Here is a 20,790-nt window from a genome sequence, read left to right as displayed (position 1 = left end):
AAGGTATGACTTTTAGTGATAGTGCGTAAAGTTCGAACCTTAAGTGAAAACAGATTCCAGAGATGATGGCATTATTGCAAAGTGAACATGAAAGAGGGCTAAGGCGACTTTTTTTCATCCAATACAGCCATTTTATTGCGATTCAGTTTGGATTTAGATGCGTGTTTCTTTAGTATGTATCGTTACGCGAATTTATATCTCCCTTATGGACGCCACCTGTGGGTGGATGAGGAAATGATGCAACAACTAGACGAGATCCTAGCCAACGCAACGACAGCTATTGAAACCGCTGATTCGTTAGTCGCACTTGATGAAGTGCGTGTTCAGTACTTAGGTAAAAAAGGCGAATTAACGTCGCAATTACAAAGCCTAGGTAAATTACCACCGGAAGAGCGTCGTACTGCTGGTCAAGAGATCAACAAAGCGAAAGGCGTCGTTCAACAAACGATCGCAGCACGTAAAGATGCACTTCAACGTGCAGAGCTTGAAGCAAAGCTAGCTGCAGAGACTATCGATGTGAGCCTTCCTGGTCGTCGTATCGAAAACGGTGGTCTTCACCCTGTTACTCGTACAGTTGAGCGCATTGAACAATTCTTCGGTGAGCTTGGTTTTAGCACTGAGTCTGGTCCTGAGATTGAAGATGCATTCCACAACTTTGATGCATTGAACATCGCAGACGATCACCCTGCTCGTACTGATCATGATACGTTCTTCTTCAACCCTGATTTGATGCTGCGTACGCACACTTCTGGTGTACAGATCCGTACTATGGAACATGGTAAACCGCCATTCCGTTTCATTGCACCTGGTCGTGTATACCGTAACGATTACGATCAAACGCATACGCCAATGTTCCACCAAGTGGAAGGCATGCTAGTAGATGAAAACGTTAACTTTGCGCAACTTAAAGGCATCTTGAACGAATTCTTATGTAATTTCTTCGAAGAAGAAGTTGAAGTTCGTTTCCGTCCTTCTTTCTTCCCGTTTACAGAGCCTTCAGCTGAAGTCGATGTGAAGCGCAAAGATGGCAAATGGTTAGAAGTATTAGGTTGTGGCATGGTTCACCCTAATGTACTTCGTTCTGTTGGTATTGATCCTGAGAAATACTCTGGTTTTGCATTCGGTATGGGTGTTGAGCGTCTAACAATGCTTCGTTACGGCGTTAATGACCTTCGTTCGTTTTTCGAGAACGACCTTCGTTTCCTTAAGCAATTCAAGTAAGTCAGGAGAAGTACAATATGAAATTCAGTGAATCTTGGCTACGCGAGTGGGTTAAGCCTGCTATTAACAGCGAAGAACTAGCTCACCAAATCACAATGGCTGGTTTGGAAGTTGATGAAGTTGCTCCCGTTGCGGGTGAGTTTACCGGCGTTAAAGTGGGTAAAGTTGTTGAGTGCGGTCAGCACCCTGATGCAGACAAACTTCAAGTAACAAAAATTGATATCGGTGAAGAAGAGCTTTTAGACATCGTATGTGGTGCATCTAACTGTCGTCTTGGCCTTACTGTTGCTGTTGCAACGGTAGGTGCGGTTCTTCCTGGTAACTTTAAAATCAAGAAAGCAAAACTACGTGGTGTTCCTTCTCACGGTATGCTTTGTTCTTTCTCTGAGCTAGGTATCGATGTTGAGTCTGACGGTATCCTTGAGCTACCAGAAGGCACAGCTTTGGGCATGGACGTTCGTGAGCTTTTAGAGCTTAACGACGTTGCTATCGACGTAGATCTAACGGCTAACCGTGCTGACTGTTTTAGTATTCGTGGCTTAGCTCGTGAAGTTGGTGTTCTAAACCGTGCTGACGTAACAGAGCCTGTTATCGACGCGGTTGCTCCAAGCATTGACGATACAGTATCAGTTGAAATCAAAGCAACTGACGCATGTCCACGTTACCTTGGCCGTGTGGTTAAGAATGTAAACGTGAAAGCGGAATCTCCAATTTGGATGCAAGAAAAATTGCGTCGTTGTGGTATCCGTTCAATCGACCCGATTGTTGACATTACGAACTTCGTAATGCTTGAGCAAGGTCAGCCAATGCACGCATTTGATCTTTCTAAGATTGACGGTGGCATAGTGGTTCGTCTTGCTGAGCAAGGTGAAAAACTGACACTTCTCGACGGCAACGAAGCTGAGTTAAACAGTAAGACATTAGTTATTGCTGACCACACTAAAGCACTAGCAATTGCTGGTATTTTTGGTGGTAAAGACTCAGGTGTAACGACTGAAACTACAGACGTACTGCTTGAAGCTGCATTCTTCGCACCTGATCACATTCGTGGTCGCGCTCGTGCATACGGCCTTCACACTGATTCTTCTCTACGTTTTGAGCGTGGTGTAGATTCAACGCTACAAGCTGCAGCAATGGAGCGCGCTACGCAGCTTCTAGTTGAAATCTGCGGTGGTGAAGTAGCACCTGTTAATGGTAGCGAGTCTGAAGCTGATCTGCCTAAAGCAAACGTTGTTGCTTTACGTCGCACTAAGCTAGATAGCTTGCTAGGCCACGAAATCCCATCTGAAGATGTGGTTGAGATCCTAACTCGTCTAGGTTGTAACGTTTCTGTTGTAGAAGATTCGGAGACAACAGACGCAGGTTGGACAGCAACATCTCCAGCATGGCGTTTTGATATCGCAATCGAGCAAGACCTAATCGAAGAAGTAGGTCGTATCTACGGTTACGATAACATTCCTAACCAAGCGCCAGTAGCCGCACTTAAGATGAATGATCACAAAGAAGCAAACCAACCGCTTAAGCGTGTTCGTGATCTTCTTGTTGACCGTGGTTACCACGAAGCGATTACTTACAGCTTCGTAGAGCCAGAACAACAGAAACTAGTTGTTCCTGGTGTTGAGCCGCTAATCCTGCCATTCCCGATTTCTGCGGATATGTCAGCAATGCGCCTTGGCCTAATCCAAGGTCTACTAAATACGGTTGTTCACAACCAAAAGCGTCAGCAATCTCGTGTTCGTTTATTCGAATCTGGCTTACGTTTCATTCCTGAAGCTAGCGCTGAAAATGGCATGCGTCAAGAAATGATGCTAGCGGGTGTTATTGCCGGTACTCGAGGTGAAGAACACTGGGATATCGACACTAATACCGTTGATTTCTTCGACCTTAAGGGTGACCTAGAAGCTATTCTTGAGCTGACTGCGAACGAAAAGGCATACAGCTTCAAGGCGGCTAAGCACCCAGCATTGCACCCTGGTCAAACTGCGGCTATCGTCGTTGATGGCAAAGAGGTGGGTATTATTGGTACTGTTCACCCAGAATTAGAGCGTAAGTTTGGCCTAAATGGTCGTACGGTCGTATTCGAGATCGAATGGGCAGCAATCAATACTCGCGTTCTTCCAGAAGCAGTAGCTGTATCTAAGTTCCCTGCAAACCGTCGTGATATCGCGGTTGTTGTTGATGACGCAGCGGCTTCTGGCGACATCGTAAAAGCATGTATTGCAGCGGGCGGTGAATTCTTAACTGACGCTAAACTGTTTGACGTTTACGTTGGTAAAGGTGTTGAGGAAGGCAAGAAGAGCCTTGCTATCGCGCTAAGCCTTCAGTCAGTTGAACGTACACTTGAAGATGCGGATATTTCAGGTGCAGTAGACAGTATTGTAGCTGTGCTTGCTGAACGTTTTGGTGCTAGTCTACGTGACTAGAGTTAACGCTCTATGAACGATCGGCTTTTAACCTGAACAAAGAAAGTGAGAGACAGTGCACATTTAAGTCATTGTTTTAAGAAAGCAGCCCTAAAAGGCTGCTTTTTTTTTGTCTAAATAGAAAACTTTCTAACATTTTGATTGATAGTGATATTTTCTCTTAGGTATTAGTATCTTGGTTTTTTATTCTATATCTGATTGTTTTTGTAGGGTTTATTGTTGGTAGTATTAAATTTGACACACAACAAGGTGCATTTAAATGTCTACTTTACAGAGCAAATAATCAATAAATTGACATGAAGTTAACTTAAAAAAGTTGGCGAAAATCAGCAAGTTGGCTTAAACTTGACTCTAGTTGAGGAGAGCGCTTGAAACGCCACTTGAATTACATATTGATTCATTGGTATGAACGCTTCCCCTTAGCAAAACTTATTCGCAGTGACACAAGTGATTCATCGTTAGAATCTTTAACTTTGAATTGTGTGCACTACCCATTCAGCATAGTCTTGAGGGAGTTATCTATGGCGCTCACAAAAGCCGATTTGGCTGAGGACCTGTTTGAGAATGTTGGATTAAGCAAGCGGGACGCCAAGGATACGGTGGAAGTCTTTTTTGAAGAAATCAGAAAGGCTCTAGAAAATGGCGAGCAAGTAAAATTATCAGGTTTCGGTAATTTTGATTTGCGCGACAAAAATGAACGCCCCGGCCGAAATCCAAAAACGGGTGAAGATATTCCTATCTCTGCACGTCGTGTCGTTACTTTTCGTCCAGGTCAAAAATTAAAAGCTCGCGTTGAAAGCATAGAAATCGAAAAATAAGAGTTTTTAGTTTTACTGCTTAATACATAATAACGAACCCAAGCGGAATGTGAAGATTCGCTTGGGTTTTCTTTTATCCAATACCATATATAAATCCCCCCAATCTAAGTCAAGGTACCTGCCTAGACTTCTTCAACGTCATCGAATTATTACTTTTATTTAGCTTTGCGATATATTGCCAAAACATTTAAGTTACAACTATGTAACTAGCTTGTATAGTAAATGCAGTTTCATTCACTGTGTTTAGCGTTAATTAATGCTTAGAAAAACACCGTGGATGTACGCCAGTTATACATAAACACGGAGGTTATAAATGGCATCGCTACAATCAGTAAAAGAGGGCGGCTTTTTAACGGCTACATTGGATTTAGCATTACCCTTCGAGGCTGGTAAATGGGCGCTTGAATCAGGGGTGGAATTTGACCTATCTCACCGTGGTATTTTAACGATCACTCCGCCCAAAGTGAGTGCATTAACGAAAGACATTATCGTTTCTGCTGGTGTTCACGGGGATGAGACTGGGCCTATAGAATTAGTTCAGGAAATGGCTCAAAGCCTGTTGCAGGGTAAGTTAGTGCCCGTTCATCGGTTATTGCTTATTATTGGGCATCCTCAAGCTATTAATGTACATACACGTTTCATCGAAGAAAATATGAATCGTCTTTTTTCCGAAAGGAATGATGAGACGAATATTGACCGTATTAATGCGAACCAATTGCAGTATGCTGTCGATGATTTTTATCAAAAATCGCCTCTGTTAACCCTTCATCATGATCAGGCATTACCCGATCGTTGGCATTTAGACCTTCATTGCGCAATTCGTGATTCAGTTCATTATACCTTTGCTGTAAGTCCGTATAGTGAAAAAACCACTCGAAGCGGTGCTTTGTTTTCATTCTTACAACAAGCTGAGATAGAAGCCATTTTGTTGTCTAGCTCACCATCGCCAACGTTCAGTTGGTATAGTGCTGAAAATTATGGTGCTCAAGGCTTAACGATGGAACTGGGTAAGGTGGCACGCTTAGGGGAGAATGATCTAACTCGCCTAGCGCCTTTTGCAGAAATGATGCAGCAACTTATCTGCAGCGATACGTTAGACGTTAGTTGGGATGATTCAGCAACAAATGTCTATCGCGTAACACGTAGCTTGGCGAAAAAGTCTGACGATTTCTCGTTTACTTTTCCTTCTAATCAGGCGAACTTCACCTTCTTCGAGCATGGCAAACTGTTAGCTCAAGATTGCGGGGTCAAATATTATTCATTAGAAGGTGGCGAAGCGGTTGTATTCCCTAATCCGAATGTGGCACTAGGGCAAAGAGCTTGTTTATTGGTACAACAAACGGACGTGAAATTTGGCGAGCAAGTGACTATTGCTAATTGAATCAATTCAGCCTTTTAGTCTATTTGGTTTTTATTGATGAAAGATATCGGAAAATGAGTGCGATTTGACTTAAAGGAGACTGTTTAATCACGGTCTTCTTTCTATTTTGGAACTGAAAAGGTATTGTTAGCGCAGTATTTCCTATCCATTCAGCCGATGCTTTTAAACGACCTAATTCAACGTCAACAAACCCGCTGGAAAGCCAGTTTCTTGGTTGTTTCCATTTTAATGGTGGCAACGTGTATTTTATCACTCTCCATTGGTGAGATGTGGATATTGCCATGGTCACCAGATGGTGCACTAGAGCAGCAACTGCTTACTCAGCTTCGTATGCCACGCTTAATCGCGGCCTTGGCTATTGGTGCTTCTTTGGCTGCGTCTGGTGCGGTATTGCAGGTGCTACTGGGCAACCCTTTGGCTGAACCTGGTGTATTGGGCATTTCGGGTGGGGCAAGTCTAGCGTTAGTCATTCTACTGTTTGCATTGCCTTTTGTTCCTACACCGTTGCTTACAATGTTAGCGGCCATGTTAGGCGCCCTTATTTTTACTCTGATATTAGTCGGACTTTCTCGGCGTAGAAAAGTATCAACTGCACGCCTATTACTTATTGGCGTGGCGCTGGGCATTTTATCGGGTTCAGTCGTCACGTGGGCATTTTACTTTAGTGATGATTTAAACTTGCGCCAGTTAATGTACTGGTTGATGGGTAGCGTGGGTGGGGTAAGCTGGCAGCAACTTTCAGTCTTACTTTTTGTTGTACCTGTTTTAGTCTGGTTATGTTTACAAGGTAAGAAACTCGACCTACTGATGCTGGGTGAAATTCAAGCCAAACAACTTGGTTTAGATGTAGCAGCGTTACGCTGGCGATTTATCTTAATTGTATCGCTGTTAGTGGGAGCATCTGTTGCGCTAGGCGGTGTGATCGGTTTTGTTGGTTTGGTTATCCCACATTTATTACGTATGAGCTTGGGCGCTGAAAATCGCTACTTATTACCATTGTCTGCTTTATGCGGTGGATTGTTATTAGCATTGGCCGATACCTTATCTCGTGTCATTCTACCGTCTGCTGAATTGCCCGTAGGGGTAGTTACAACGACCATTGGTGCTCCCATTTTTGTGTGGATGCTACTGCGTTCACATATTGATTAACAAGATAGATAACCAAGATTAATACGATGATTCTTGATGCGAAAAATTTGGCAATGCCACCTCGGTTATTACCCGTTTCATTTACGATTGATGCGGGTGAAATTGTGCATTTTATTGGGCCAAACGGAAGTGGTAAAAGTACCGCTATTTCGATGTTATCGGGTTTATTCGAAGGGCAGGGTGAGATTACTTTCATGGGGCAGCTATTGTCTGACTATGATTTACCATCGTTAGCTCGCATGCGTTGTTACCTTTCTCAGCAAGATCGCCCAGCGTTTTCGGTAGCAGTTTACCATTATTTAGCATTATCGTTATCGGCTTTGAATAACCCGCAGGCAGACCATGTTCAACACGCGCTAGATGAAATCTGCCAAGCATTAAATATTACCGATAAATTAAATCGAAATATCCAAACGCTTTCTGGTGGAGAATGGCAACGTGTTCGTCTTGCTGCTGCTTGTTTACAGGTATGGCCCGCAATAAACCCCGAAGCTACATTGTTAATATTAGATGAACCTGCAGCAGCATTAGACATTGGTCAAGAAGCCGCGATGTATAAGCTGGTTCGACGCATGGCTGAACAAGGTATTGCCGTTGTGATGGCTAATCATGATCTGAATCGTACGCTGCGAGAAGCAGACAAAGTGCTGTTATTGAATAATGGATCGTGTGTGGTGAAAGGGAAACCATCAGATGTAATGACTGTAGAACAGCTTGAATCTACGTTTGCGACGCAAGTTCAGCGTATTGAGCATGAAGGGCGGAGTTGCCTGATTTTTAATGACTAGGGCGTGTCGAATAAAACTGTTCTACGAATAAAATGAACTAATAGAGAGAGTGTTATTCTAACTATACCCAAGTAGTCAGAACGTAAGGTTAAGTTAATTCATCATGGTTTCTTTTTCTCTCACACATAATGCGCTTAAGCAACGCGTGACAAGTTTTGTCATCTTGCTTGTGATGATGCTTTTAGTGTGCATGAAATCTGTGCCATCATCTTCGATTAATCAAACCAATGATACTTTTTCTGCTGTACCTGTATTTGATCTTAAAGCGCCATTAAGTACTGAAAATTTTGACGCGATAGCAGGCTTTTCTTCTATAGATAAAACTACTGAGTTCAAAAATACTTCACCAGTACCCACAGGCACATGTCAATTACTTGATCACCTTGTTAGAAGTTGCTCTGAAGTAAAAACAGACAACTATTTAGCCGTAATTCTACTCTCATTTTCCCTGTTACTTACGTTATGTATGGCGTGCCGTTTCTACTTGCATTGGCAGCCATGTTCTCCTGCATTACCTCAATATCGCACCCACTTACATAATTGTGTTTTTCTGGAGTAACCCCTGAAGTAATACCAACCTAAATAAGTGTTTGTTCATTTTTGCTGTGCAAGCTTGTGATCATCTACTTATCCAGATTGGTATAAAAAATGAGTTGATACATTCTTTATTATTACTACAGGATTATATTGTGAAAAAACTTTCTTTAATTGCAGCAGCAGTTTCTGCTGTATTGTTTGTGGTGGCTATACCTACAAAAGCAGCACCTTTAACCCCACAGCAGCAAGATAACCTAGTTAAAATTCAAACTATTTTGGAACAAAAGCCAGAATTGATTGATGGTTTGTTGACCAGTTTGAATATGTATATTGACCAAGAAAACAAAACAGCAGTGACGTTGAAGAAGTATCATGATTGGCTATACAACAACCCTGACTTAGCCGCGTTTGGTACAGATAACCCTAAATTAACCATTATCAACTTTACTGATTTTAACTGCCCGTACTGCAAGCGTTTAGACCCTGTGTTACAACGTTTAACTGAAGAAAATCCAGAGGTACGGGTGGTGAATATTTTTGTTCCTCTGCAACAACGAGAGGTTGCGGGTATTGATACTAATTCAGCACAGTACGCATTGAATGTTTGGAAGAATGACCCAGATGGCTACATGAAAGTACATGATTATTTAATCAGAAAAAATGGTCGTCATGATAAGTCATCGTTAGAGCGTGTAGCACAGGTAACGAAAACTCAGATGTTACTCGATGCCTCGAATACATTAAAGCCAACCATTGATAAGAGTTACCAAATATTCAGTGAGTTGGGTTTAAATGGTACACCAGCCATGCTGATTGGTGATCAAATCTTGCCGGGTTATTTACCTTACGATCAGTTAAAGCCGATTGTAGAAGATGCTCTTGATAAAGTGGCAGATAAAACCACCTAATAGACTGATCATGAGTTAAGCACGATAGACCTAAGGTCTGAAATGATTTTCAGACCTTTTTTTGTTTCAAGTTTTGTCTTATCAAAGATGACTGAATTGTGATGCTATCGAGTGAAACTATTTGTAGTTATTAGTGATGCGAGGCTGGGCATAGTGGGAACAGAATGGAAAATGGCAACTAAATTAGCTGCCATATATAAACGGCCTTACTTTAACTGGCTCGATTCTATTTGTTCAGTGCTTGCTTTATCCGTTGACAGGCTTCAATGAGCGTTGTTCTTGGGCAGCCAAGGTTAAGGCGTATAAAGCCTTTTCCATCTTCTCCAAATGCAATGCCCATACTTGGTACAATGCCAGCGCTGACCATCTGCTTTTCTAATTGCTTATCATCTAAACCTAATTGACGACAATCAACCCACGCCAAATAACCAGCTTCCGGCTGTTGAAATTTTAGCATCGGTAATTGAGTGCCAATAAACGTATCAAGGTACTCAATATTGCTTTGTAAGTAGTTTTTTAATTCGTCTAACCATTGCGCCGATGTTTGATAAGCTGTCGTTGCCGCGCACATTGCCATGCTGTTATAGACATCCATGCCATGTGAGTCTAAACGGCGTGTAAACTGGCGGCGTAATGTTTCATTTGGAATCATGAAATTAGATATTCGCATTGATGATAAGCCAAACGTTTTGCTTGCAGCTGTCGCTACTACTAATTGTTGTTGTAATTCATTCGGTAAAGATAGGGCAGAGAAGTAACAATGATTCGGCATCGTTAAATCGCCCCAGATCTCATCACTTAATAGCCATACATTGTATTTTTTACATAGCTCAGCAACCGTTATCATTTCGCTTTCTGACCAAGCTCGCCCAACGGGATTATGCGGATTACACAAAATCATTACTTTAGCACCAGCGCTAAAGCATGACTCGAGATGGTCTAAATCCATGGTGTAATAACCATTTTTTTCGGTTAATGGATTTTCAATAATATGACGATCATTCAGCTCTGTGATTTTACGAAATGAACCATAGCCCGGTGTTTGCATTACGACGCCATCACCAGTATTGGTGAGCATCTGAATAACGATAGACAACCCAGGTAACACGCCGTGCACGGTGGTAATACAAGATTGCGGTAGCGTGACGTTGTGTCGAGCCTTGTACCAATTAATAATGGCTTGGTAGTACTCGCTATTGCGTTCAGCGTAGCCAAATATACCGTGTTCAATGCGGGTATTTAATGCTTCTAGCACCGCTGGTGGCGCTTTAAAATCGTAGTCTGAAACCCACATTGGTAGTAGCCCGTTTTCTTGTAATCCGAGCTTTTGTTCCATGAAATCCCATTTCAATGAACCACTATTATGGCGATCGTTTACTTGATCAAAATGTGTAGTCATTGCGTTTACCTTATTTTGCTTTTTAATTTATTTAACGTCAGCTGGAGACATATTTACTGACTGTTCTTTTGTATCGAGCGGCTTCGCTTTAGCGATACCAAAGCCAGTGAAACCATAGATAATCGCGAAGATAACACCGGTGTAGCACTGAACTGCCCACGGTAAGTAATCAAGTGTTGGTACATCTAATGTACTTGCCATATAGATACCTGCTGCAGTCCATGGAACCAATGGTTCGATGATCGTGCCTGCATCTTCTAATGTACGAGAAAGGTTTTTGGTGTCTAAGCCCATCTTGCGATAAGCGTCTTGGAATAACTCCCCCGGAATTAACAGTGCAAGCTTGCCGTCAGATGTGGTGAATACCACTGTAATGGTTGCAATAACGGTAGATAGAATTAGCTGACCCGTAGTGCGAATAAGGTGTAAGAAGCGACCAAGCACAACATTCAGTGCACCTGTCAGGCTCAAAATACCTGCAAAAGCGAAAGCACAAAATACCAGTAAGATAGTGCTCATCATCGAGAATAAACCACCACGATTAAGTAGCTTTGCAATATCAGGTACTAGACCATCGATAGCATGACCGTTATCACTTAGCATGCTGATGTTAAAGCCATCAACGTATGCTTGAAAACCTTGCTGTAGGCTAAATCCTTGTACAGCCATACCCAAGCCAAGTCCTAATGCAGATGCTGTTAGCATAAGAGGAAGAACGGGTTTTTTAGTTACTGCACCCCAAAGAATCAGAACAGGAGGCAGGGCTAATATAATGTTCAGGTTATAAAGACTTTCGATACCCGCAAGAATATCGATAACTTTTTGAGGTTCGCTGACATTGGCGACATCGCCATGTTGACCAGCAATAAAGAACACGATTGAGGCAATAACAAAGCCTGGAATCGTAGTATAAAGCATGTGTTGGATATGTTCGTAAAGCGTCGTGCCAGATACAACGGGTGCGAAGTTGGTTGAATCAGAAAGTGGTGATAGTTTGTCACCGAAGTATGCGCCAGATACCACTGCACCTGCAGCAGCAGCGAGTGAGACATCAAGCCCAGCAGCTACCCCCATTAATGCAACGCCGACAGTACCGGCAGAGCCCCAAGAAGTACCCGTACATACTGATACCACTGAAGTCACGAAGAACGCAGCAATCAAAATGTACTCAGGACTAATGACTTTTAAGCCCCAATACACCATGAAAGGAATCGTACCACTCACCATCCAGCTAGCAATTAAGCCGCCCACTGAAACGAGAATCAAAATAACAGGCATGGCTTTCGCTAATTTCTCAACGATAGCGGCCATGATGTCATCCCAGTTATACCCCATTTTATAGGCTATCCCGCCCGTGAACACGGCAGAGATAAGTAATAGTGGTTCGATGCGTAAACCCAGCATGCCGTAGCCGATCACGAGTAAGCCAAACATAACAGCGATAGGTGCAATCGCTAATGCTAAAGATGGCAGAGGCTTATTATTCGTCATTGATTTGTCCTCTTAAAAAGTAAAGTCGTACAGAGTTTTTTTATAATCGTAGGTTGTTTCAACATAGCCATAATAAGAGGTACACACTGGGTAAAATGAGACTTATGTATCCGTTTCATGTAAGCGGTTACATGAGATCTTCACATTTGAACCTGATCACGGTTTTAAGCTTCTCGGGGTATAGAAACGCTTTGGCGGCATATTAAATTGGCATCAAATTGGTTGGTCGAAGGTAATACTTCACTCTGCTCTCGTAGTTGTAATGCTAATTTTGCGGCATGAGTTGACATTAAATCGATAGGGTTATGCATAGTCGAAAGGCGAGGGTAGAGGTATCGTGCTAATAACACATCATCAAAGCCGATGATGGAATAGTCATTCGGGATTTTATAGCCTTGCTCATACAAGCTTGCCATTAAGCCTGCCGCCATTACATCATTGAATGTGACGACGGCTGTTACTTCTGGGCATTGCTTGATCAAAAGTTTTCCTGCGACTTCTCCGCCTTCTTCGCTAAAGGGCTGGTTGATAATCCAATTAGATTGAATGGTGAGATTGGCACACGCCATTGCTTGGCGGTAGCCTTCAAGTCGTTCTGTTCGATCTTCAATAGGGAGGTCACTGGTAACGCAAGCAATTTTGCGATGACCTGATGCTATCAAATGGTCGACGGATTTAGCTGCTCCTGCACGGTTATCGACCCAAACTGCCCGATGAGCAAGCTGAGGAATAGTACGGTTGATTAATACCATGGCGGGTAGTTGAGCGCTGTAACGAAGCAGTGTCGTGTCATCCAGCATTTTTGAGTGTACTACCATGGCTTCACAGCCTTGGCTGATCAGAAAGTCTAAGCCTTCTTTTTCTCGTTGGGCATTATGGCCACCGCTGACCACAACAAGCTGACAGTTTTGTGAACGCGCGACTTCTTCGACGCTTTTGGCGACTAATGCAAAGAATGGATCGGCAAGATTGCCAGTTAATAAGCCGAGGGTGTTGTTAGAACGGCTGGCTAATGCTGCAGCTCTAGCATCACGGTGGTAGTTCAGTTCTTTCATTGCTTTTTGAACGCGCTCTTGGGTGACGGGTTCAACATATGTGGTGTTATTGATTACTCGAGAGACTGTCGCAGTCGAGACGCCTGCCAGTTTTGCCACATCTTTAATCGTTGCCATAAAAGTGGTTCATTTATCGTGATACTGAAAGTGTGCGGCAGTTTACATAGATTATCAGTGCAAAAATGTTAGTTGCATCAAAAGCTCGAAGAGAGATCACAGGCTGATTTTTAAAGGGTTGAATATAAAAGTGGCAACCTAAAGGCTGCCACTTAGCGTGAAAGGCGTATAAATATTTGATGTATTTATACTTTAAACTGCCCAACCAAACTTTTCAGCTCACTACCGGCATGGTTAAGCTCAATAACTATTTTTTCAGAGTCGCTGCTCGAATGAATTAAATCGGTCACGATATCTTGGATAGACACCATATTACGATTGATTTCATCTGTGACCGAACTTTGTTCTGTTGCAGCCGTCGCGATTTGACTTGTCATGTCATTAATTGATTCAACTGCGCCCGTAACAGAAGAAAGGCTATCTGTAATTAAATTTGCAGCATCCACCGCTTCAGTACAGGTTGATTGACTATGATCCATAGAGGTGACTGCTTGCGACACTAATCGATGCAGTTCATCTAACATTTCTTTTATTTCTTTGGTACTAGATTGCGTACGGCTTGCAAGGCCACGCACTTCATCGGCAACGACAGCAAACCCACGACCTTGCTCGCCAGCCCGTGCGGCTTCAATTGCGGCATTTAAAGCGAGTAGGTTAGTTTGCTCTGCAATTTCACCGATCACTTTTAATACGTTATCGATTTTTTGAGATTGCTGGTTTAATGAATGAATATGTTGTGCTGCCTGATCGACTTCTTCAACCAATGCAGAGATTGAAATAACAGATGTGTCGACACGTTGTTGGGCGACGATAGAATCTTGGCTTGCATCACTGGTTGCGCTTGAAACTTCATTCGCATTCATTGCCACTTCACTTGCCGCTGAGCTCATCTCAGTAACAGCGGTAACAACTTGTTCTGTTTCGTTGTTATGTTCTTGGAGCTGGCGAGTAAGGCTGGCTGTTTGGTTGTGAATATTGCCCGCAGCACCGGATACTTGATCGGTTACTGTGGAGACTTGTCGGATGATGCTTTGTAATTTAGTGGCAAAGCGATTGAACGCGTTACCTAATTGCGCAATTTCATCATGACCATTAATATCAAGGCGGCGGGTTAAATCACCTTCGCCGTCGGCAATATCATTCAATGTTTCAACCATATTCTGTACAGGTCGTGTAATGCGATTCGCAGTGAAAATGATCGAAAAAATCGTCAATAGACTTAAAATGCCAGAAGTGAGTAGGACAATATTAAAACGCTCATTCATTTCATTTTTAGCCGCTAAACGGTATTCAGAGACTTCGTTGTTAATATCATCAATATACACACCCGTACCGATGAACCAGTCTGTGTTTTTAATTGAAGCGGCGTAACTGAGTTTAGGCTGTGGTGTCGGGCTACCTTGTTTTGCGTAACTGTAATTAACGAACCCCCCTCCGTTTCTAGCCGCGTTATCTAGTTCTGTTAATATCTTAATGCCGCTAGGATCGGTTAATCCACTGAAGTTTTTACCTTGCAAGCTTGGATTTGCTGCATGAACAATGTTGTCACCATTACTACTATAAATGAATATATAGCCTGAGTTATTCGTTGCGAAGCGCATGGGTTCTAATAATTCTCTAATCTCATTGAGTACAGAGTTTTGATTATCATTACTTGATAAAAGAGCCTCAATAACTTGTTTATTAATGATTACTGCATCTTTAAGCTGACTTTTTCGTTCGCTTATTAATTTATTATTGAAGTGATCTACTTGTTCATCTAATGCTTTGTTTTCTAAATTAAGAACAATGCCAATCGCGACACTCATGATAATAAACACTGGTAGCAAGCTGAGCAGCAGTAATTTGCTCTTTAAATTGAGTTTGTTCATAATAATATGGATCCTGTTTCGTATTTATATTTATAATGGTTTGACTCTCTTCTATGTCCATAATCAATATCGGCAGGTTGTGTTGAAAGTTTACGATTAAATACTGCTACCCCTGATAACCACTCAATATAAGTGGATATTGTAGAGGCTATTAATCTGAACTTTTATATGTACTTTACTAGGCAATCAATGTGTTATGTCTCGTTGGCGATATTTGTTGTTATTAAAAGTGTGACTTTGCTTCTATTTATAAACAAATGCAGCAAAGTTAATATTCAAATTTAAATACAAATAAATCCTAAATAATTTTTCGATTTAGGTTTTGCATTGCAATAAAAGCATAAAAGTCACGTATTGTGACTTTTATGCTTATGTTTATCGATTTAGTTAATATGCATTAAACTGCCCATAATAATAAGGCGAGTATTTGTGGTGATAGTATTCGCAAACACATCACTAATGGATAGACTGTTGCGTATGATAGCGCTGGAGCCCCACTTGTTGGATGTAAGCCATTGGCAAAAGCAAGAGCTGGTGGATCGGTCATTGAGCCCGCAAGCATGCCGCAGATAGTAAGGTAATTAAGCTGCCCCACAATGCGAGCTAGAAATCCGACAGTAAGTAGAGGTACTAAGGTGATAACAATACCGTAGCCCATCCAACTTAAACCGTCACCGTTTACGAGTGTATCAACAAAGCCACCACCAGATTTTAGTCCAACAACGGCAAGAAATAGTACAATACCCATTTCTCGTAATGCCAAGTTAGCACTGGGTGGCATAAACCAATATAACTTACCAATGCTACCGATACGGGCAAGTATAAGTGCGACAAGTAACGGTCCGCCTGCTAAGCCAAGTTTAATTGCGGCTGGAAACCCCGGTAAATAGAAAGGAATCGACCCTAATAAAACCCCTAAACCAATGCCCACAAATACTGGCAGCATTTGTACCTGTTGTAACTTTTGATGGGCATTACCTACAATGCCACTAACAGATTCAATGGCTTCTTGGCGCCCAACAAGGTTTAAAATATCACCAAATTGTAATGTCGTTTGACTTGTCGGTACTAACTCAACACCAGATCGGTTTAAGCGTGATACCACAACGTCATATTTTTCTTTGAGATCAAGGTGGCTAATTTTTTTACCCAAAACGATTTCATTGGTTACCACTAATCGCTGAACCCTTAAATCTGTTCCTCGGGTTGATAGCGATGCATCTACAACGTCACCAATCACTAAGCGTGCTTTTTCGAGGGCATTTTTAGCCCCGACTAAATGGAGTAGGTCATTCGTTTCAATTCGCGTATCCGGTCGGGGAACATGTAATTTCTCGCCCCGCTTTAAGCGCGAACAAACAATGTCACCTTCAGTTAGTGCTGGCACATCTTTAAGCTGTAAACCGTTTAAATTGGGATTACGAATCGCAACGTTAAGGGTGTGTAAGTTTTGTTTTTTATGACCGTTTTGGAGTTCAAACTCTTCCGCTTCTTTGTCAACATTGACACGAAAAGCCAAGCGTAAAATCCACATGGTTAATAAAATTCCACAAATGCCAAAAGGGTACGCAACGGCATAGCCCATGCCTGTTAGGTCAAGCATACCTTCTTGTGCACCAAGTTCAGTGAGTATCTGCTGACCAGCACCAAGTGAGGGGGTATTAGTGACAGCACCCGAAAAAATACCGAGAATAACAGGTAATGGAACATCAAATATTTTATATAAACCGATAGCAACAATGCAGCCTAGTAAAACGACCAATGCAGCAAAAGCATTGAGTTTAAGACCAGAACTTCGTAATGAAGCAAAGAACCCTGGTCCGACTTGAATACCAATGGTATACACAAAAAGTATTAACCCGAATTCTTGTATAAAGTGCAAGGTATGTGAATCGAGAGCTACGCCCCATGAGTCAGTAAAGTGACCAACAAAAATGCCGCCAAACAGCACCCCGCCAATCCCTAATCCAACACCACAAATACGCCAATTCCCAATCCATAAGCCCAGCACTGCAACCAGCGCTAATATGCTGATAGATAGTGCAATATCACTCATAGTGAGTCTCCTAGCTTTTATTAAACAAAATCGTTGCGATAGTTATTCGCCGAAAAAATCGGTAAAAAAGTCTGCGCCAGGGGTAGTGGAGAGGAACTCAGTAAGGACAGATTTCACTTTTGTGAAAGGAGTGAATAGGGAGTTGATGCCTACAGCTGGTGGATCGGCTTTTCAATTAATGAACTGGCTGCCTATATTATTTGTGTTTTTATTATTATTAGATAAGTCAGTTTAATTGTTTTATTAATCAATAACATCTCGCTTTCTGTGTCTATGTTTCATATTAATAGCGCATATTTATCATACATTTAAGTGTATAGGCTGATAAATGTGCGGTTAACCAAGATAAAGATGGATCAGATGTGATTGTGTTGTGGGTGTGTTGTTTTTTTGTTTTATTTATATTTCGCGGTGGTAAATGGGTGGGTGTGGTGCTGGAATGGAGCGATGAACCAATAAGGATCGATAAAAAGGGGCTTAAAAGCCCCTTTTCGTGTGGTGATTATTCATTACGTAACGATACTAAGCACTTAGCCGCATTTAGAATCGCCACAATTTAAGCAGGTCTGGCAACCATCTTTGATAATCATTGCTTTAGTGTGGCACTTGTAGCATAAGGTGGCACTTGGCGGAAAACTGCCATTGCTTTCAGACTCAGCGTTTTCAGCCATTTTGTCTTCAGCTACTTTGCCTGCAAGCTCAGCTTTTTTTGCATCTAAAAATGCTTTCTGGTGTACATCCACTTCAGGTGCGCCCATCATGCCAATCTTCGTTAAGTGCTGCTCGATAATATTACCGATTTCAGCAATTAAAGAGGGCACATATTTGCCTTTATTCCAGTAACCGCCTTTTGGATCGAACACTGAACGTAATTCTTCTACTAAGAAAGTACAGTCTCCACCTTTACGGAATACGGCTGACATAATACGGGTTAGGGCAACAATCCACTGGTAGTGCTCTAAGCTTTTCGAGTTAATGAAAACCTCGAATGGGCGACGTACTTCATGCTCTGTACCTTCATTTAAAACCACATCATTGATGGTAATAAACAATGAATGTTCAGAGATGTGCTCTGGCGTTTTCAGCTTGTAGGTTGTGCCTAAAAGAATGTCAGGTCGAGGCATGTTTTCATGCATGTACTCAACAATCTCTTCAGGTTGTACTGGCTCTGCCTGTACTTCTGGCTCTTGGCTTTTTACTTTAAAGCCAACGATTTTACTGCTAATTTTCTGAACCATGAGTGTATAACCTTTCTAACTTAATACTTACCGTAGTAACCTTCTTTAAGCGCATCGTAAAGATTGGCTGCGGTGTGTGTTTCACCGTCGTATTCAATCTCTTCGTTGCCCTTAGCTTCAATTGTAGAGCCGTCTTCTAAGTTGAAAACGTAAGTTGTATTTTCAAGGTCGCTCTCTTTTACGAGTACACCTTGGAATACTTCAGGATTGAAGCGGAAAGTAGTACACCCCTTCAAACCTTTATCGTAGGCATTCATATAAATATCTTGAAAGTCTTCGAAAGGGAAGTCTGTTGGTATATTGGCGGTTTTGGAAATTGAAGAATCAATCCAGCGTTGAGCTGCTGCTTGAACATCTACATGTTGGCTTGGTGTAATATCATCTGCGGTAATGAAATATTCTGGCAGTTGAGTTTCTTCATCTGTGCTGTATGGCATTGCTTTGCTATTCACTAGCTCGCGATAGGCAAGCAACTCAAAGCTATACACATCGACACTTTCTTTTGTTTTCTTACCGGTAACGATAACATTACGGCTGTAGTGATGGGCAAAGCTTGGCTCAATACCGTTACTTGCGTTATTCGCTAAGGATAATGAAATAGTACCTGTTGGCGCAATGGAACTATGGTGGGTGAAACGTGCCCCAACTGTTGATAATGCCTCTATCAGCTCAGGTTCAATTTCAGCAACTTGCTGCATGTAGCGGCTGTATTTGGCATGCAGTACTTTACCTTTTATTTTATCACCTACCTTGATGCCGTCATCTGCCATTTCTGGGCGCTGACGCATCATTTTAGCGGTTATGGTAAACACCTGATCCATGACAGGCGCTGCACCTTTTTCTTTGGCAAGGCTTAGGGCTTCTTTCCAGCCCGAGATCGCAAGTTCTTGTGCTACTTGTTCTGTAAAGGCAATAGATGCTGCGCTACCGTATTTATGCGTTAGCATGGTTGTTGTAGAGCCCAGCCCTAAGAAACCCATACCGTGACGACGTTTATGCATAATTTCATGACGTTGCTTTTCAAGCGGGAGCTGATTGATTTCTACTACGTTGTCTAACATACGCGTAAAAATAGCAACGACACGACGGAAACCATCCCAATCAAATGCTGCGGTATTCGTAAAGGGATCTCGCACAAACTTTGTGAGGTTGATAGAACCTAAAAGACACGCACCATAAGGTGGAAGAGGCTGTTCACCGCAAGGGTTAGTGGCACGGATTTCTTCACAGAACCAGTTGTTGTTCATCTGGTTTACTTTATCAATCAGAATGAATCCTGGTTCAGCATAGTCATAGGTTGACGTCATGATAACGTTCCATAACTTGCGTGCAGGTAAGGTGCGGTAGATTTTACATGCAACTCGACCGTCTTTGTCTTCCACTAAACCTTCAGTCAGCGGCCAATCTGTCCACATGATTGAAGAATCAGTATGCAGATCAAGCTTATCTTGCTTCGCTTCTTTTGCCGTTACTGGGAAGACAAGGCTCCAGTCTTTATCGTTCTTAACTGCTTGAACAAATTCTTCAGAAATTAATAGAGATAAATTGAATTGGCGTAGGCGACCATCTTCACGCTTAGCACGAATGAAATCGATAATGTCTGGATGGCGAATATCCATGGTGCCCATTTGCGCACCACGACGACCACCTGCTGAAGACACGGTGAAACACATCTTGTCATAGATATCCATGAAAGACAGTGGGCCAGATGTATAAGCCCCAGCGCCAGAAACAAAAGCTCCACGTGGGCGAAGTGTCGAGAAATCATACCCAATACCGCAACCTGCTTTTAAGGTAAGACCCGCTTCGTGAACTTTACCTAAAATATCATCCATCGAATCTTCGATAGTGCCTGATACGGTACAGTTAATGGTTGAGGTGGCAGGTTTGTGTTCAAAAGCACCTGCATTAGAGGTGATACGACCAGCAGGAATAGCACCGTTACGCAGCGCCCATAAGAATTCGTTGTACCAGTGTTCTTTGACTTTATCTTTTTCTAAATCAGCTAACGCGCGAGCAACACGTTTGAAGGTATCATCCACAGTCTCATCAATAGCGATTCCATGCTTAGTCTTGAGACGATATTTACTGTTCCAGATCTCCATAGAGGTAGATTGGTATGCAATATCGATTGTTTGAGATACTTCAGAAGCTGTTGAGGTTTTCGCCATTATGAATGCACCTTTATGTTTGTTGTAATTCAAGCACAACAGACACGGTTTAATGCGTCATCCAGACTGCATTATGTGTGTTTAAGAGCCAATACGTGGTTGCCTCTTATGTTGAGGCGACAGATGAAAACACAATATATGATGATCTTCTAGTCTTGACAGCCACT

The 20,790-nt window shown here is 42.2% G+C and carries 15 protein-coding genes; 8 read left to right on the top strand and 7 right to left on the bottom strand.

Annotated features, from left to right (window positions below; all coding sequences use genetic code 11):
* The first annotated feature begins 237 nt into the window (after positions 1–237).
* The 8 genes from pheS to C9J48_RS18850 all read left to right on the top strand — a co-directional run bounded on the left by pheS (position 238) and on the right by C9J48_RS18850 (position 9,225).
* The gene (gene pheS, locus C9J48_RS18885; protein WP_006232265.1) at positions 238–1,221 is read left to right on the top strand and encodes a phenylalanine--tRNA ligase subunit alpha; all 984 of its coding nucleotides are present in this window, start codon (positions 238–240) and stop codon (positions 1,219–1,221) included.
* 17 nt (positions 1,222–1,238) lie between these two features.
* A complete protein-coding gene (gene pheT / locus C9J48_RS18880) occupies positions 1,239–3,644 on the top strand; it encodes a phenylalanine--tRNA ligase subunit beta (protein ID WP_006232264.1) in 2,406 nt (801 codons plus the stop codon).
* A gap of 521 nt (positions 3,645–4,165) precedes the next feature.
* Positions 4,166–4,462, top strand: coding sequence for an integration host factor subunit alpha (ihfA, locus tag C9J48_RS18875; protein ID WP_006232263.1), 297 nt, complete (start codon positions 4,166–4,168; stop codon positions 4,460–4,462).
* A 313-nt stretch (positions 4,463–4,775) separates the two neighbouring features.
* On the top strand, positions 4,776–5,843 hold the full coding sequence (locus C9J48_RS18870) for a succinylglutamate desuccinylase (protein WP_006232262.1): 1,068 nt from the start codon (positions 4,776–4,778) through the stop codon (positions 5,841–5,843).
* A 156-nt stretch (positions 5,844–5,999) separates the two neighbouring features.
* On the top strand, positions 6,000–6,992 hold the full coding sequence (gene btuC, locus C9J48_RS18865) for a vitamin B12 ABC transporter permease BtuC (protein WP_006232261.1): 993 nt from the start codon (positions 6,000–6,002) through the stop codon (positions 6,990–6,992).
* A gap of 26 nt (positions 6,993–7,018) precedes the next feature.
* Positions 7,019–7,780, top strand: a complete 762-nt coding sequence (btuD, locus tag C9J48_RS18860) for a vitamin B12 ABC transporter ATP-binding protein BtuD (RefSeq protein WP_006232260.1) — start codon at positions 7,019–7,021, stop codon at positions 7,778–7,780.
* Positions 7,781–7,883: 103 nt separating this feature from the next.
* Positions 7,884–8,339, top strand: a complete 456-nt coding sequence (locus tag C9J48_RS18855) for a hypothetical protein (RefSeq protein WP_006232259.1) — start codon at positions 7,884–7,886, stop codon at positions 8,337–8,339.
* 130 nt (positions 8,340–8,469) lie between these two features.
* A complete protein-coding gene (locus tag C9J48_RS18850) occupies positions 8,470–9,225 on the top strand; it encodes a DsbA family protein (RefSeq protein WP_036803802.1) in 756 nt (251 codons plus the stop codon).
* Between the two features lie 226 nt (positions 9,226–9,451).
* Here the strand turns inward: C9J48_RS18850 and C9J48_RS18845 are convergent, their stop codons facing one another.
* The 7 genes from C9J48_RS18845 to C9J48_RS18815 form a co-directional block, all read right to left on the bottom strand.
* A complete protein-coding gene (locus C9J48_RS18845) occupies positions 9,452–10,624 on the bottom strand; it encodes a MalY/PatB family protein (RefSeq protein WP_006232257.1) in 1,173 nt (390 codons plus the stop codon).
* Positions 10,625–10,651: 27 nt separating this feature from the next.
* Entirely contained in the window at positions 10,652–12,115 is a 1,464-nt protein-coding gene (gene nhaC / locus C9J48_RS18840; protein ID WP_006232256.1) for a Na+/H+ antiporter NhaC, read from the bottom strand.
* A gap of 164 nt (positions 12,116–12,279) precedes the next feature.
* The gene (locus tag C9J48_RS18835; protein ID WP_006232255.1) at positions 12,280–13,287 is read right to left on the bottom strand and encodes a LacI family DNA-binding transcriptional regulator; all 1,008 of its coding nucleotides are present in this window, start codon (positions 13,285–13,287) and stop codon (positions 12,280–12,282) included.
* Between the two features lie 185 nt (positions 13,288–13,472).
* Complete coding sequence (locus C9J48_RS18830) at positions 13,473–15,158, bottom strand: methyl-accepting chemotaxis protein (RefSeq protein ID WP_006232254.1); 1,686 nt, start codon at positions 15,156–15,158, stop codon at positions 13,473–13,475.
* A 397-nt stretch (positions 15,159–15,555) separates the two neighbouring features.
* A complete protein-coding gene (locus tag C9J48_RS18825) occupies positions 15,556–17,214 on the bottom strand; it encodes a putative transporter (RefSeq protein WP_006232253.1) in 1,659 nt (552 codons plus the stop codon).
* Between the two features lie 530 nt (positions 17,215–17,744).
* Positions 17,745–18,452, bottom strand: coding sequence for a TSCPD domain-containing protein (locus tag C9J48_RS18820; protein WP_006232251.1), 708 nt, complete (start codon positions 18,450–18,452; stop codon positions 17,745–17,747).
* Positions 18,453–18,472: 20 nt separating this feature from the next.
* Positions 18,473–20,623: an adenosylcobalamin-dependent ribonucleoside-diphosphate reductase gene (locus C9J48_RS18815; RefSeq protein WP_006232250.1), complete on the bottom strand. Its 2,151-nt coding sequence runs from the start codon at positions 20,621–20,623 to the stop codon at positions 18,473–18,475.
* Between the last annotated feature and the right edge of the window lie 167 nt (positions 20,624–20,790).

This window comes from Photobacterium profundum, assembly GCF_003026285.1.
GTDB lineage: Bacteria > Pseudomonadota > Gammaproteobacteria > Enterobacterales > Vibrionaceae > Photobacterium > Photobacterium profundum.
This window is presented reverse-complemented; position numbering and strand designations above follow the sequence as displayed.

Bases quoted from the DNA above. Each gene is read 5' to 3' on its own strand.
- pheS (WP_006232265.1), top strand. From the start codon at position 238: ATGCAACAACTAGACGAGATCCTAGCCAACGCAACGACAGCTATTGAA.
- pheT (WP_006232264.1), top strand. From the start codon at position 1,239: ATGAAATTCAGTGAATCTTGGCTACGCGAGTGGGTTAAGCCTGCTATT.
- ihfA (WP_006232263.1), top strand. From the start codon at position 4,166: ATGGCGCTCACAAAAGCCGATTTGGCTGAGGACCTGTTTGAGAATGTT.
- C9J48_RS18870 (WP_006232262.1), top strand. From the start codon at position 4,776: ATGGCATCGCTACAATCAGTAAAAGAGGGCGGCTTTTTAACGGCTACA.
- btuC (WP_006232261.1), top strand. From the start codon at position 6,000: ATGCTTTTAAACGACCTAATTCAACGTCAACAAACCCGCTGGAAAGCC.
- btuD (WP_006232260.1), top strand. From the start codon at position 7,019: ATGATTCTTGATGCGAAAAATTTGGCAATGCCACCTCGGTTATTACCC.
- C9J48_RS18855 (WP_006232259.1), top strand. From the start codon at position 7,884: ATGGTTTCTTTTTCTCTCACACATAATGCGCTTAAGCAACGCGTGACA.
- C9J48_RS18845 (WP_006232257.1), bottom strand. From the start codon at position 10,624: ATGACTACACATTTTGATCAAGTAAACGATCGCCATAATAGTGGTTCA.
- nhaC (WP_006232256.1), bottom strand. From the start codon at position 12,115: ATGACGAATAATAAGCCTCTGCCATCTTTAGCATTAGCGATTGCACCT.
- C9J48_RS18835 (WP_006232255.1), bottom strand. From the start codon at position 13,287: ATGGCAACGATTAAAGATGTGGCAAAACTGGCAGGCGTCTCGACTGCG.
- C9J48_RS18830 (WP_006232254.1), bottom strand. From the start codon at position 15,158: ATGAACAAACTCAATTTAAAGAGCAAATTACTGCTGCTCAGCTTGCTA.
- C9J48_RS18825 (WP_006232253.1), bottom strand. From the start codon at position 17,214: ATGAGTGATATTGCACTATCTATCAGCATATTAGCGCTGGTTGCAGTG.
- C9J48_RS18820 (WP_006232251.1), bottom strand. From the start codon at position 18,452: ATGGTTCAGAAAATTAGCAGTAAAATCGTTGGCTTTAAAGTAAAAAGC.
- C9J48_RS18815 (WP_006232250.1), bottom strand. From the start codon at position 20,623: ATGGCGAAAACCTCAACAGCTTCTGAAGTATCTCAAACAATCGATATT.